The organism is Streptomyces sp. NPDC048255, assembly GCF_040652415.1.
Taxonomy (GTDB): Bacteria; Actinomycetota; Actinomycetes; order Streptomycetales; family Streptomycetaceae; genus Streptomyces.
Genome location: NZ_JBEZMA010000003.1, coordinates 95,622 through 108,722, shown reverse-complemented (window position 1 = coordinate 108,722; position 13,101 = coordinate 95,622). Strand labels below are relative to the sequence as shown.

At 74.1% G+C, this 13,101-nt stretch carries 11 protein-coding genes; 8 read left to right on the top strand and 3 right to left on the bottom strand.

Annotated features, from left to right (window positions below; genetic code table 11):
- Positions 1–270: 270 nt before the first annotated feature.
- Positions 271–855 carry a biotin transporter BioY gene (locus AB0D94_RS04415; protein WP_362045271.1) on the top strand — a complete coding sequence of 195 codons (585 nt, stop codon included), beginning with the start codon at positions 271–273 and terminating at the stop codon, positions 853–855.
- 78 nt (positions 856–933) lie between these two features.
- Here the strand turns inward: AB0D94_RS04415 and AB0D94_RS04410 are convergent, their stop codons facing one another.
- Entirely contained in the window at positions 934–2,370 is a 1,437-nt protein-coding gene (locus AB0D94_RS04410; protein WP_362045268.1) for an amino acid permease, read from the bottom strand.
- A gap of 218 nt (positions 2,371–2,588) precedes the next feature.
- Between AB0D94_RS04410 and AB0D94_RS04405 the strand changes: the two genes are divergently transcribed.
- Together AB0D94_RS04405 and AB0D94_RS04400 are read left to right on the top strand one after the other, a co-directional pair.
- The gene (locus AB0D94_RS04405) at positions 2,589–3,074 is read left to right on the top strand and encodes a ribose-5-phosphate isomerase (RefSeq protein ID WP_362045265.1); all 486 of its coding nucleotides are present in this window, start codon (positions 2,589–2,591) and stop codon (positions 3,072–3,074) included.
- 70 nt (positions 3,075–3,144) lie between these two features.
- On the top strand, positions 3,145–3,951 hold the full coding sequence (locus AB0D94_RS04400; protein WP_362045262.1) for a DNA-formamidopyrimidine glycosylase family protein: 807 nt from the start codon (positions 3,145–3,147) through the stop codon (positions 3,949–3,951).
- An 81-nt stretch (positions 3,952–4,032) separates the two neighbouring features.
- Here AB0D94_RS04400 and AB0D94_RS04395 read toward each other — a convergent pair whose 3' ends face one another.
- A complete protein-coding gene (locus AB0D94_RS04395; RefSeq protein ID WP_362045259.1) occupies positions 4,033–5,283 on the bottom strand; it encodes a GNAT family N-acetyltransferase in 1,251 nt (416 codons plus the stop codon).
- A 117-nt stretch (positions 5,284–5,400) separates the two neighbouring features.
- On the opposite strand from AB0D94_RS04395, the gene AB0D94_RS04390 reads away from it, so the two are divergent.
- The 3 genes from AB0D94_RS04390 (at position 5,401) to AB0D94_RS04380 (ending at position 10,276) form a co-directional block, all read left to right on the top strand.
- Positions 5,401–6,543: a PP2C family protein-serine/threonine phosphatase gene (locus AB0D94_RS04390; RefSeq protein ID WP_362045256.1), complete on the top strand. Its 1,143-nt coding sequence runs from the start codon at positions 5,401–5,403 to the stop codon at positions 6,541–6,543.
- A gap of 185 nt (positions 6,544–6,728) precedes the next feature.
- Positions 6,729–7,574, top strand: a complete 846-nt coding sequence (locus tag AB0D94_RS04385) for an ABC transporter ATP-binding protein (RefSeq protein ID WP_362045253.1) — start codon at positions 6,729–6,731, stop codon at positions 7,572–7,574.
- Complete coding sequence (locus tag AB0D94_RS04380; RefSeq protein WP_362045250.1) at positions 7,574–10,276, top strand: ABC transporter permease; 2,703 nt, start codon at positions 7,574–7,576, stop codon at positions 10,274–10,276. Before AB0D94_RS04385 ends, AB0D94_RS04380 begins: the two co-directional genes overlap by 1 nt.
- Before the next feature lie 159 nt (positions 10,277–10,435).
- Here the strand turns inward: AB0D94_RS04380 and AB0D94_RS04375 are convergent, their stop codons facing one another.
- The gene (locus AB0D94_RS04375) at positions 10,436–11,020 is read right to left on the bottom strand and encodes a DUF4232 domain-containing protein (protein ID WP_362045247.1); all 585 of its coding nucleotides are present in this window, start codon (positions 11,018–11,020) and stop codon (positions 10,436–10,438) included.
- Positions 11,021–11,171: 151 nt separating this feature from the next.
- On the opposite strand from AB0D94_RS04375, the gene AB0D94_RS04370 reads away from it, so the two are divergent.
- Entirely contained in the window at positions 11,172–12,575 is a 1,404-nt protein-coding gene (locus tag AB0D94_RS04370) for a pyridoxal-dependent decarboxylase (protein WP_362045244.1), read from the top strand.
- Positions 12,572–13,027: an HD domain-containing protein gene (locus AB0D94_RS04365; RefSeq protein WP_362045241.1), complete on the top strand. Its 456-nt coding sequence runs from the start codon at positions 12,572–12,574 to the stop codon at positions 13,025–13,027. Before AB0D94_RS04370 ends, AB0D94_RS04365 begins: the two co-directional genes overlap by 4 nt.
- Positions 13,028–13,101: the final 74 nt, after the last annotated feature.

Sequence of the window (13,101 nt, the reverse complement as noted above, 5' to 3'; positions counted from 1 at the left end):
TCTCGTTCGGCCCAGCGGCGGTGGGGGCTCCGTATCAGGATTGGCGGGACCCTACAGTCTCACTGGGCAGCGGCCTTCCGTGCAAAACGGACGTGGTGTCGAATCCTCGCCGTGACGCGGATCACGTCGTCGGGAGTGGGAGTGGGAGTCTTTGTGCGGTCCCCACCAAACCGGGGAGTATGCCTTTGTGCCGGGCGGCGGTGGGGCGGTGGCGGGCCGCGGACTAACGTCGGTGATCGTCCTGTCACCACGATCTTCCGGAGCCCTCCGATGAGCACCGCTTCCGTCTCCTTCCGGCCCGGCGCCGTCCTCGCCGACCTGCTGCCCGCGAGCCGCGTCCGCGACATCGCGCTCGTCGCCGGCGGAGCCGCGCTGACCGGCCTGGCCGCGCAGATCGCGGTGCCCGTCCCCGGCTCCCCGGTCCCGGTCACCGGCCAGACCTTCGCGGCGCTGCTCGTCGGCACCGCCTTCGGCGCCCGCCGCGGCTTCCTCGCGCTGGGCCTGTACGCCCTGCTCGGCTCGGCCGGCGTGCCGTGGTTCGCGAACGGCACCTCCGGTGCGGGCGGCGCCTCCTTCGGCTACGTGCTCGGCATGCTGCTGGCCGCCACCCTCGTCGGCGCCCTCGCGCGGCGCGGCGCCGACCGCTCGGTCCTGCGTACGGCGGGCACGATGGTGCTGGGCTCCGCCGTCATCTACGCGGTGGGCGTGCCGTACCTGATGGCCGCCACCGGGATGTCGCTGGGCGCGGCCGTCGCGGCCGGCCTGGTCCCGTTCCTGATCGGCGACGCGCTCAAGGCCGCGCTGGCCATGGGCGCGCTGCCGGCCGCCTGGAAGCTGGCGGGCCGCCGGGGCTGAACACTCCCCAGATGCGCCGGGGCCCGGCCCGCCTGTGACGGCGGGCCGGGCTCTGGCGTACGGAGGGGGGACCAGGGGTCAGCCCTGGAGCGCCGCCCGCTTGCGGCGGAAGTCCAGCACCACGCCGACGGCCACGACCAGGCCGGCCACCAGGGTGGAGAGGGTGACCACCTCGCGGTTGGCGTCGTCCACGAACATGTAGCCGATCACGAACACGATCAGTGCGGCGGTGGCCCAGGTCAGCCACGGGAAGAGCCACATCTTCACGGTCAGCTTCTCCGGGGCCTCGCGGACCAGGATCCCGCGCATCCGCAGCTGGGTGAAGCAGATCACCAGCCAGACGAAGAGCGCGATGGCACCCGAGGAGTTCAGCAGGAAGTTGAAGACCGTGTCCTTGAAGGCGTAGTTGAAGTAGACGGCCACGAAGCCGAAGACCGTGGAGCCCAGGATCGCGGCCACCGGCACGCCCTTGGCGTTGACCTTGGCGAACGCCTTCGGGGCGTCGCCGCGCTCACCGAGCGAGAAGGCCATGCGGGAGGCGGTGTACAGGCCCGAGTTCAGGCAGGACAGCACGGCGGTCAGGACGATGACCTCCATGATCGTGCCGGCGTGCGCGATGCCGATCGAGTCCAGGGCCGCGACGTACGAGCCCTTCTCGGTGATCGACTTGTCGTTCCACGGGAGCAGGGTCAGCACGATGAAGATCGAGCCCAGGTAGAAGACGCCGATCCGCCAGATGACGGAGTTGGTGGCCTGGGTGACCGCCTTGCGGGGGTTCTCCGACTCGCCGGCCGCCAGCGTGACGATCTCGCTGCCCATGAAGGAGAAGACGACCATCAGCACACCGGTGAGGACGGCGCCGTAGCCGTTGGGGAAGAATCCGCCCGCGTCGGTCAGGTGGGCGAAGCCCGCACCCGGGTTGTCGGAGCCCGGCAGCACGCCGAAGACGGCCAGCATGCCGATGATCACGAACGCGCCGATGGCGACGACCTTGATGCCCGCGAACCAGAACTCGAACTCGCCGTACGAGGCGACCGACCCGAGGTTGGTGAGGGTCAGGACCGCCATCACGATCAGCGCCCAGGCCCACTGCGGGACGGCCGGGATCCAGTTCTCCAGGATGGCGGCACCGGCGGTGGCCTCCACGGCCAGTACAACGACCCAGAAGAACCAGTACAGCCAGCCGATGGAGAAGCCGGCCCAGCGGCCGAGCGCCCGGTCGGCGTACGCGGAGAAGGAGCCCGAGTTCGGGCTGGCGGCGGCCATCTCGCCCAGCATCCGCATCACGAAGACCACCATCGCGCCGACGAGGGCGTAGGAGATCAGGATGGCGGGACCGGCCTTGGCGATACCGCCACCGGAGCCGACGAAGAGGCCGGCGCCGATGACGCCACCGATGGCGATCATGGACAGGTGGCGGTTCTTGAGACCGGCCTTCAGACCGTCGGAGGGCTGACCGTCACCGGGGTTACCAGTGGGGTTGCCTTCCTTCTGAAGGGTCGTCGTGGAGCTCATGGACGGATCCTTAGGTTCTCGGGTTGCGAGCCCCGGCATTCAAACCTGAGATGAACGCAGGACGGAAGACCTCAGTCCGGATCGTTGCGTAAGGACCAACGGCCCGGACCTGTGGCCCCCGTGTCTCATCTGCGTTCTTTGGGTTTACTTGAGCTTTAGAAGTGATTTACGCGACACCCGCTGCGAGTCGCCGGGCCCCCTCGTGCCACACTCGACCCATGCGCGTGTACCTCGGATCCGACCATGCCGGTTATGAGCTCAAGAACCACCTCGTGGACTGGCTCAAGAACAACGGCCACGAGCCCGTCGACTGTGGGCCCCACATCTACGACGCCGTGGACGACTACCCGCCGTTCTGCCTGCGCGCCGCGGAGAAGACCGCCGCGGACCCCGGCAGCCTCGGCATCGTGATCGGCGGCTCCGGCAACGGCGAGCAGATCGCCGCGAACAAGGTCAAGGGGATCCGCGCCGTCCTCGCGTGGAGCGTCCAGACCGCCGAGCTGGGCCGCGAGCACAACAACGCCAACGTGATCTCCGTCGGCGGCCGCATGCACACCCAGGACGAGGTCGTCAGCTTCATCGACGCCTTCCTGAAGACCCCGTACTCCGGCGAGGAGCGCCACACCCGCCGCATCGACATGCTCACCGCCTACGAGCAGACCGGCGAGCTCCCCCCGATCCCGGCCCACCACCCGCAGGGCTGATCCCGCCTTCCGGCCGTGCCGCTCCCTGCGGGGGTGGCACGGCCGTTTTCATTCTTCTCAGGAGTCCGCCGTGCCCGAGGGGCATAAGATCCACCGCCTGGCCCAGGACCACACAGAGCGGTTCGCCGACCGTCCGGTCCGCGTGAGCAGCCCCCAGGGCCGCTTCGCCGAGAGCGCGGCCCTGCTCGACGGGCGCGAACTGGAGAGCGCCGAGGCGCACGGCAAGCACCTCTTCCTGGAGCTGGGCGACGCCTGGATCCACATCCACCTCGGACTCTTCGGCAAGCTCGGCTTCGGCCCCGCCCCGGCTCCGCCCGCGACCGACACGGTCCGGCTGCGCCTGCTGAACGAGGAGCACTACGCCGACCTGCGCGGACCCACCGCCTGCGCGCTGATCGGCGAGGGCGAGAAGAAGTCGATACACGACCGGCTCGGCCCCGACCCGCTGCGGCCGGACGACGACCCCGAACGGGCCTGGAAGCGGATCTCCCGCTCCCGCACCACCGTCGCCGCCCTGCTGATGGACCAGAAGGTCGTCGCGGGCGTCGGCAACGTCTACCGCGCCGAGGTCCTCTTCCGGCACGGCATCGACCCGTACCGGCTCGGCAAGGACCTCACGCGCGGCGAATGGGACGCCATGTGGGAGGACCTGGCCGGACTGATGCGCGAGGGCGTACGGAACAACCGCATCGACACCGTCCGCGACGAGCACCTGCCCGAGGCGATGGGCCGTCCGCCGCGGGTGGACGACCACGGCGGCGAGGTGTACGTCTACAGGAGGGCGAACCTGCCCTGCCACATCTGCGGGGGCGAGATCCGCACCGCCGGTCTCGCCGCCCGCAACCTCTTCTGGTGCCCGGCCTGCCAGAAGCGCTGACGCCCCTGAGGTTCCGTGCCGCCTGCGGGCCGCGCTGACCGCCTCAGCGTCCCGTGCGCGTACGACGCGCCGACGCGCCCCTCAGAACCCGTGCGGGAGCCAAGGGGCCACGTCCCCGGCGAAGGCCCGCGAGGCCTCCGTCAGGGCGCCCGGCCGCAGTTCGCGGACCCGGCCGGCCGCCGCCAGCGAGGTCAGGCTGATCCCGCCCAGGTAGGCCGCGCCCAGCTCCCGTACCGACAGCGCCAGCTCCGCCGGCTCCGCGGTCCGGGTGCACGAGACCTTCCCGGCGCCGTCGCCCGCGCTCGCACCGGCCGTCAGCCGCCACCGCCCCGCGTTCCACGGGCAGAACGCGTCCTCGACCTCCAGGACCACGTCCACCGCGGACCCGTAGGTCCGCGCCTCCAGCGCCGCCGGCAGGTCCACCAGCCGTACGTGGAGCGAGTCGCGCGCCGTCGGCCGCGACCGCCGGACATCGCTGACCAGGTGCAGCAGCGGATCGTCCACCGGCCGCCCGCCCGCCCGCACCGTCCACGTCAGGTCGATGGAGAACAGGTAGCGCCACAGTGCGGCCGTCGCCGCCGGATCCAGCGCGTCGAGGTCCACGACCTCGACCTTCCCGGCCGCACCGGCCGGATCCCAGTCCGGCTTGACCCGGTAGCGGGCGTACCCCGCCACCCCGCCGTCCGCCCGCTCGGCGACCACGCACTTCAGCGGCGAAGCACCCTCCCGGTCCTCGGGCGGATCCATGACCGTCTGCCGCTCCCAGCCGGGCTGCCGGGCCGGCGTCCCCGGCCGCCGCGTGACCAGCTCGGCGTACACCCGCTCGCAGTCGGCCAGCGCCTGCTGCGGGTCGACCAGCCGCAGCCGCACCTCGTCCGTCCCCGGCGGCACTGCGAGCCGTACCCGCGCCGTGTCGACCTCCACGGACAGGGCGTACGTCGCCGTGCCGTAGCCGAAGCGCCCGTAGATCGCCGGATCCGAGGCCGTCAGCACCGCGAGCGGCTCACCGGCCGCCCGGACGTCGTCCAACTGGCGCCGCATCAGAGAACTGAGCACCCCGCGGCGGCGGTGCGTCGGCGCGACGCCCACCATCGTGACCCCGGCGGCGGGCACCACCGCCCCGCCCGGCACCGAGATCCGGAAGCTGAACGCCGAGGCCGAACCCACGCACTCCGCGCCGTCCCAGACGCCCAGGGAACGCTCCGGCTCCGTCAAGGACCGGTACAGCTCCCGCCGCTGAGGGGGCTCGGACACACCACCGAAAGCCAGTTCCAGCTGGTCGAACCAGACATCCCACTCGCCGGACCTCAAAACGCGCATCTCAAGAGCCATGTGGCCATCCTTACCCGGGCATTCCGCCGCGGTCGAAGGGTTTTCCGGAGGCAATGTGCCCAAGGTCCAGGGGTACCCCTGCGCATCCACAGCCAGGATGGATAAGGTCCCGATGCAATGGCCGGAGCACGCGTGGAATCCCTCATGGCCCGGATGCGCATGCTGTCGCACCGGGGGCGCACCGCCCTGCGCAAATCCGCCGTCGACTACTTCCGCGGCGACGGCTCCGACTGGCTCGCCTTCGGCGGTCTGCTGGCCACCGTTCCCGCGATCGCCTTCGGCACGCTCATGCTGCCCGTCTGGTTCTCGCCCTCCGCGCTCGTCCTGCCCATCGTCGCCGGCGGACTGCTGCTGCGCCCCGCCAGCCTCCTGGCCCTGTACGCCGCCTCCGCGACCGCGCTGATCGTCGAGGCCCTCGTCCTCGGCCCGTACACCCAGGGCCCGGCCCGCGTCACCCCCGGCACCGTCCTGGTGGTCGCGGCCTGCGGATTCTTCGGACTGGTCATCGCCCAGTTCCGCAGCCGCGTCGGCGTCCCCTGGCGGCGCGGCGGCACCATGCTCTTCGACCTCCGCGAACGCATCCGGATCCAGAGCAAACTGCCCGCCCTGCCGCGCGGCTGGCACCGCGAGATGGCCCTGCGCCCGGCCGGCGGCCAGTCCTTCTCCGGCGACTTCGTCGTCGCGGCCCGCACCAACGGCGGCCGGACCCTGGAGATCGTCCTGACCGACGTCTCCGGCAAGGGGATGGAAGCGGGCTCCCGTGCCCTGCTGCTGTCCGGGGCCTTCGGCGGCCTGCTCGGCGCCCTGCCCCCGCACGGCTTCCTGCCCGCCGCCAACGGCTACCTGCTCCGCCAGGACTGGGACGAGGGCTTCGCCACCTCCATCCACCTCGTCCTGGACCTGGAGACCGGCGACTACGAACTGCTCTCCGCCGGCCACCTCCCGGCCCTCCAGCTCTCCGCCGGCAGCGGCCGCTGGCAGGAGATGACCGGCGAGGGCCCGCTGCTCGGCGTCTACGACGGCGCCGAGTTCCTCCCCGCCCGCGGGAACCTGCGCCGCGGCGACGTCCTCATGCTCTTCACCGACGGCCTCGTCGAGACGGCCGACCGCGAGATCAGCGAAGGCATCGACCGCCTCACCGGCGAAGCCGACCGCTACGTCGCCTCCGGCTGGGACGGCGCCGCCTGGCACCTGATCGAGAAGGTCGCCAAGGACGTCAACGACGACCGCGCCCTCCTCCTCATCCGCCGCTCACCCTGACCGCCCGGTGCCCGGTGCCCGGTGCCCGGTGCCCGGTGCGCGGCGGCCGGCGGCCGGCGCCCGCACCCGGTGGGGTTTACCCCACCCCGCACCGGCCAGCTCCCGCCATGTCCCACCCGCCTGCCGATCCGTAGCGTCGAAGACACCACAGACGACGACGCACCACGGCACGGAAGGCGGCACACATGGGGCTCCGGCGGAGCAAGCGGCGGCACCGGGAGACCTCGGCCGGACGGGAGGCGGCGGCGCCCGGGTACGACACCACCGCGGCCGTCGAACTGCGCGGCGTCCGCCGCCAGTACGGCCGCGGAGCCGCGGCCGTGCACGCCCTGCGCGGGATCGACCTCAGCCTGCCGCGCGGCAGCTTCACCGCCGTGATGGGCCCCTCCGGCTCCGGCAAGTCCACCTTCCTCCAGTGCGCCGCCGGACTCGACCTGCCCACCGAGGGCTCCGTACGCCTCGGCGGCACCGAGATCACCGGCATGAACGAGAACGAGCTCACCGAACTCCGCCGCAGCCGCCTCGGCTTCGTCTTCCAGGCCTTCAACCTCCTGCCCTCCCTCACCGTCGAGCAGAACGTGCTGCTCCCGGTGCGGCTCGCCGGCGGCCGCGCCGCCTCCCGGGGCCAGGACCGCGCCGCGGACCTGCTCGCCCGGGTCGGCCTGGAGGGCAAGGGCCGCCGCCGGCCCGCCGAACTCTCCGGCGGCCAGCAGCAGCGCGTCGCCATCGCCCGGGCGCTCGTCACCAACCCCGACGTGGTCTTCGCCGACGAACCCACCGGGGCCCTCGACACCACCACCGCGGCCGAGGTCCTCGCGCTCCTGCGCGACGCCGTCGACTCGCTGACCGCCACCGTCGTCATGGTCACCCACGACCCCGTCGCCGCCTCCCACGCCGACCAGGTGCTCTTCCTCGCCGACGGGCTCATCGCGGACCGGCTGCCGCGCAGCTCCGCCGCCACCGTCGCCGCCCGGATGGCCACGCTGACCGCGCGCCCCGCCGCCCCGGTCCACGCGGGAGCGGCCGCCTGATGCCCTTGCGCCCCAACGGCCTGGCCCGCGCGGCCGTTCGCTTCCGGCCCGCCGCGTTCGCCGGGACCTTCATCGCCCTGCTCATGACCGTCGCCATCGTCTCCGCCTGCGGCATCCTGCTCGAAACCGGGCTGCGGGCGCAGGCCCCGCCGACCCGGTACGCCGCCGTCCCCGTCGTCATCGCCGCCGACCAGCAGGTCCACATGAGGTCGGGCAGCGGAGAGGGGGCCTACGAGGTCTCGGCGCCGGTCCCCGAACGCGCCCGCGTCGACGCCGCCCTGCTGGACCGGCTGGCCCCGCTGGGCCGCGCCGTGCCCGACGTGGTGTTCCCGGTGCGCGACGCCACGGGCGCCACGTCCGAGGCCTACGGCTGGGGCTCCACCGCCTTCACCGGTACGGGGCTCAGCGCGGGCCGGGCGCCCGGCGCGGGCGAGGTGGTCCTCGGCGGAGCCGGCGGCGACGGCCGGGTGAGCCTGGAGACCCCCGTCGGGAAACGCGAGTTCCGCGTCGTCGGGCACGCCGAAGGCCAGGGCGTCTGGTTCTCCGACGCCGAGGCCCGCGCCCTGTCCGGCCACCCGGACACGCTCGACGCCATCGCCCTCCTCCCCGCGGCCGCACCGGCATCCGCTGCCGGCTCCGCGGCCGCACCGGCATCCGCTGCCGACTCCGCGGCCGCACCGGCATCCGCTGCTGCACCCGCCGCCGGACCGGCTTCCGCTTCCGCGACCGGCCCGGCCTCCGCGGCCGGCTCCGCGGCCGGGCCGGCATCCGCTGCTGCACCCGCCGCCGGACCGGCTTCCGCCGCCGGGCAGGCTTCCGCTTCCGCGTCCGGACCGGCACCCGCCGCACCCGCCGCCGGACCGGCATCCGCGGCCGCACCCGCACCCGCATCCGCCCCCGCGGCCGGCTCCGGGGAGCGGCTCGCCGCCGCGGCCGAGGCTGCCGTCGCGGGGCGGGCCGAGGTCCTCACCGGGGCGGACCGGGCCATGGACCCGGCGCTGGCCGGGGCGAAGGACCTGCTGACCGCACTCGGCGGCTCCTTCGGCGGCACGGCCACCCTCGTTGCCGTCTTCACCGCCGCCGGGACGGTCGCCCTCTCCGTCGGGCAGCGCTCCCGCGAGTTCGCCCTGCTGCGCGCCGTCGGAGCCACCCCGCGCCAGATCCGCCGCACCGTCGCCACCGAAGCCCTCCTCGTCGCGCCCGCCGCCGGAGCACTCGGCTGCCTCCCCGGGTACGCCCTCGCGTCCTGGTGGTTCGGCCGGCTCAAGGCCAAGGGCGCCGTTCCCGACGCCGTCGAACTCTCCGCCTCCTGGATCCCGCTGGCCGCCGCCGTCGGCATCGGCCTCGCCACCGCCCTGCTCGCCGGCTGGGCCGCCGCCCGCCGGCCCGCCCGCATCCGCCCCGGCCAGGCCCTCGCCGCCGCCGCGGTGGAACGCCTCCGCCCCGGCTGGATCCGTACGCCCCTCGGCCTCGCCGCCCTGGCCGGCGGCGCCGCCTGCGCGGGCCTCGCCGCCACCGGCAGCGGCGCCGACGCCGCCGACGCCTCCCTCGGCGTCGTCATGCTGTTCATGCTGGCCGTGGCCCTGCTCGGCCCGCTGATCGCCCGCGCCTGCGCCGCCGTCCTCGGACTCCCGCTGCGCGTCGGCGGCCCCTCCGCCTCGCTGGCCGCCGCCAACTCCCGTACCCACGCCCGCCGTCTCGCCTCCGCGATCACCCCGATCGTGCTCGCCATGGCCTTCTCCTCGACCCTGGTGTTCCTCCACACCAGCGAGGACCGCGCCGTCCTGCGGCAGCAGGAGACCGGGCTGCTGGCCGACCACATCGTCACGGCGCCGCCCTCCGACGTCGCGAACCGGCCCCTGCCCGCCGGAGTCACCGCCGCCGTCCCCGTCACCCGTACGTCCGTACTCGCCGTCCTCGGCTCCGGCGCCGACCGCTGGATGCAGAGCGCCACCGCCCAGGCCGTCACCGGCTCCGGCGCGGACCTCGCCCAGGTCCAGGACCTCGGCGTCCGCGAAGGCAGCCTCGCCGCCCTGCGCCCCGGCACCGTCGCCGTCGACCGCACCCTCGCCGACTCCGCGAAGGCGGGCCTCGGCGACCGCCTGCACCTGCACCTGCCCGACGGCACCGCGGCCGCCCCCGAGATCGTCGCCGTCTACACCCGCGGCCTCGGCCTCGGCGTGGTCACCCTCCCGGCCGCCGACCTCACCGGCCACATCACCTCTCCCGCCCCCACCGAACTCCTGGTCCGCGGCGGCTCACCCGCCCTCGCGGAGCTCGGCGCGGTGACCGACCGGAAGGGCTGGACCGCCGCCCAGGACCAGGGCCGCGAACTCAACGCCTGGGCCAACACGACCATGGCGGCCGTCCTCGGCGGCTTCGCGGCCGTCGCCGCCGCCAACACGCTGGTGATGACCGTCCTGGACCGCCGCCGCGAACTGCGGATGCTGCGCCTGGTCGGCTCCACCCGCCGCCAAGTGCTCCGCATGCTCCGCTGGGAGGCCCTCCTGATCACCGGCGCGGGCATCACCCTCGGCTCCGCGATCGCCCTGGCCACCCTGTTCCCGCTGACCCGGGCCCTCACGGGCGCGGCCCCGCACATCCCCCCGCTGCTCTACGGCTCCTTCGTGGCCGCGGCGCTCCTCCTGGGCCTCGCCTCCACCACCCTCCCGGCCCGCCGCGCCCTGCGCCCCGCCGGCTAGTGCTGTGGCCGGAAGGTTTGCCGGGTCGCGTCGTCCGGTGCGGTGCATCGCAAGGCGGAGGAGCGCAGCTCGTACTCGACCCTACTCGCGTGGTCCGACAACGCGGCGAGGCGCCGTGCCGGGCGGCGCGGGCCCGCGAAGATCGCCCGGACAACACACCTAGGGCGTGGACTTCCGCCACGGCCCGATCCCCAACTGCCCGGTGTTGCCGAGGTCGACGGGCCGGGTCAGCGGGAGCAGCAGGCGCGGGGCGCCGGGCTTCGGCGTCACCTCCAGCGCCCAGCCCTCGACCGCCGGAGTGGTCACGTCCGTGACGCGGTTTCGCCACACCAGCGTCATCGACGCGGCCTCCCCCGGCTTCAGCTCCACCCGCTCGGGCGGGGCGTCCACGGCCGGGATCTCCGAGGTGATCGGCGCGGAACCGTGCCCGACCGACACCTCCACCGGCCGCCGCTGCTTGTCGAGCAGCCGGACCTCCGGGAAACCCTCCAGCCCGTACGCACCCGTACCGCAGTTGACCAGCTGGTAGCCCTCCACCCGCAGCCCCATCGCGGCGTCCCCGGACGCCTCCAGCAGCCGAACCCCGCCCTCGGGACACGGCTGCTGCGCCACCGTCGGGGGAGCGGTCGGCCCCGGCGCGGACCTCGGCGCGGGCGGCGCGTCGCATCCCGTCAACACCCCCGCGAGCACCCCCGCCGCCACCACGCCCCCGACAACGCCCCGCCCCCACCGCTTCACGATCATTCCGCGACCCTACGCCGCCGCGATCCCTACGCCGCCGCCGCGATCCGTACACCGCCCCCGCGATCCCTACGCCGCCCCCACGGGGCCAGGACCGGCCACCCGGTGCGGATTGGCCCGCCCCCACGGCCCCGCAGGCGCCTACCGTGCCCCCATGGACCGCACGCTCGCCGCAGATCTCGCCCGGCTTCCCGACCTCCTCGACGCCACCCGCCGCGCCGCCGCCGACGCGCTCGCCACGCTGGACGCGCGTCCCGTCGTACCGCCCGCCGGGAAGCCGCACGACCCCGAGCCCCTGCCGGAGCACGGCACCGGCACGGAAGAGGCCCTCGCCGCCTTCCAGGACCGCTGGGCCCCGCGGCTGTCGGCCTCCGCGGGCCCCCGCTACCTCGGCTTCGTCACCGGCGGCGCCACCCCCGCGGCCCTCGCCGGGGACTGGCTCACCGCCGCCCACGACCAGAACTCCAACTCCGCCCTCGACGGCGCCGGCCAGGACCTCGAACGCGAGACCGTCGGCTGGCTCCGCGAGCTCTTCCACCTCTCCGCCGCCCACACCGGCACCTTCGTCAGCGGCGCCACCATGTCCAACACCACCGGACTCGCCATCGCCCGCGAATGGCTCGGCGAACGCCTCGGCGTCTCCCCGGCCCAGGACGGCGCCGCCGCGCTCGGCCCCGTCCGCGTCCTGTCCGGCGCCCCGCACGCCTCCATCGGCAAGGCCCTCTCGGTCCTCGGCCTGGGCCGCCGCTCCCTCGTCCCCGTCCCCACCCTCCCCGGCCGGGAGGCCGTCGACCCCGCGGCCCTGGAACGCGCCCTCGCCGACACCCCCGGCCCCGCCGTCGTCGTCGCCAACGCCGGCACCGTCAACACGGTCGACTTCGACGACCTCCGTGCCGTCGCCGCCCTCAAGGAACGCCACGACTTCTGGCTGCACACGGACGCCGCCTTCGGCGCCTTCGCGGCCCTCTCCCCGGACCACGCCCACCTCGCCGACGGCCTCGACGCCTCCGACTCCCTCTGCGTCGACCTGCACAAATGGCTGAACGTCCCCTACGACAGCGCCGTCCAGTTCACCCGCCGCCGCGACCTCCAGGCCCGCGTGTTCCAGGCTCGTGTCTTTCAGGAGGGCGCCGCCTACCTCGGCCCCCTCGGCGAGCACCCCGACCTGGTCCACCTCACCCCGGAGAACTCCCACCGGCTGCGCGCCCTCGCCGCCTGGTTCACCCTCCGCGCGTACGGCCGCCAGGGCCACCGGGAGATCGTCGAACGCGACATCGCCTGCGCCCGCGCCCTGGGCGAGCGGCTCTCCCGGGACCCCGCCCTCACCCTGCTCGCCCCGGTCCGCCTCAACGTGGTCTGCTTCACCCTCGCCGACGGCCCCACCCCGGCCCGCCTGACCGCCCTGCGCGAGGCCGTGGCCGCCGAGGTCTTCGTCACCCCCACCGTCTACGGGGGAACCCCCGCCCTGCGCGCCGCGTTCTCCAACTGGCGTACCACGCGAGCCGACGTGGACCGGGTCGCGCAGGCCCTCGGCACCGCAGCGAAGGAGATCGCATGACGAGCAGCCCCCTGACGCTCATGGAGGTCGAGTCGATCGCGCGTGCCGCGCACGAGGGCCAGACCGACAAGGCCGGCCGGCCCTACGCGGAGCACCTCGCGGCCGTGGCCGAGGGCGTGCGGCTGCGCGGCGGCACCGCGGACCAGCAGGCCGCGGCCTGGCTGCACGACGCCGTGGAGGACGAGGCGCTCAGCCTGCACTGGCTGGACGCGGCGGCCCTCCCGCAGCCGGTGAAGGACATGGTCCTCGCGGTCACCAAGCGCCCCGGCGAACCGGTCGAGGAGTACGCGGCCCGCATTCTCGCCACGCCGGGCGCCCTCCTGGTCAAGGAGGCCGACCTCGCGCACAACGCCGACCCCGCGCGGCTCGCCGTACTCGACGGCCCCACGCGTGAACGGCTGTCCGCCAAGTACGCCCGTGTCCGCTCCCTCCTCGGCCTCACCGCCCCGTGACCCGGGCCCCGCGCCCGAAATATGCCCAGTGCACCTGCGCTTGGCGGAAACAGAATGATGGCGATACGTCACGG

Coding starts and splice junctions, on each gene's coding strand:
- AB0D94_RS04415 (WP_362045271.1), top strand. CDS start 271: ATGAGCACCGCTTCCGTCTCCTTCCGGCCCGGCGCCGTCCTCGCCGAC.
- AB0D94_RS04410 (WP_362045268.1), bottom strand. CDS start 2,370: ATGAGCTCCACGACGACCCTTCAGAAGGAAGGCAACCCCACTGGTAAC.
- AB0D94_RS04405 (WP_362045265.1), top strand. CDS start 2,589: ATGCGCGTGTACCTCGGATCCGACCATGCCGGTTATGAGCTCAAGAAC.
- AB0D94_RS04395 (WP_362045259.1), bottom strand. CDS start 5,283: ATGGCTCTTGAGATGCGCGTTTTGAGGTCCGGCGAGTGGGATGTCTGG.
- AB0D94_RS04390 (WP_362045256.1), top strand. CDS start 5,401: ATGGCCGGAGCACGCGTGGAATCCCTCATGGCCCGGATGCGCATGCTG.
- AB0D94_RS04385 (WP_362045253.1), top strand. CDS start 6,729: ATGGGGCTCCGGCGGAGCAAGCGGCGGCACCGGGAGACCTCGGCCGGA.
- AB0D94_RS04380 (WP_362045250.1), top strand. CDS start 7,574: ATGCCCTTGCGCCCCAACGGCCTGGCCCGCGCGGCCGTTCGCTTCCGG.
- AB0D94_RS04375 (WP_362045247.1), bottom strand. CDS start 11,020: ATGATCGTGAAGCGGTGGGGGCGGGGCGTTGTCGGGGGCGTGGTGGCG.
- AB0D94_RS04370 (WP_362045244.1), top strand. CDS start 11,172: ATGGACCGCACGCTCGCCGCAGATCTCGCCCGGCTTCCCGACCTCCTC.
- AB0D94_RS04365 (WP_362045241.1), top strand. CDS start 12,572: ATGACGAGCAGCCCCCTGACGCTCATGGAGGTCGAGTCGATCGCGCGT.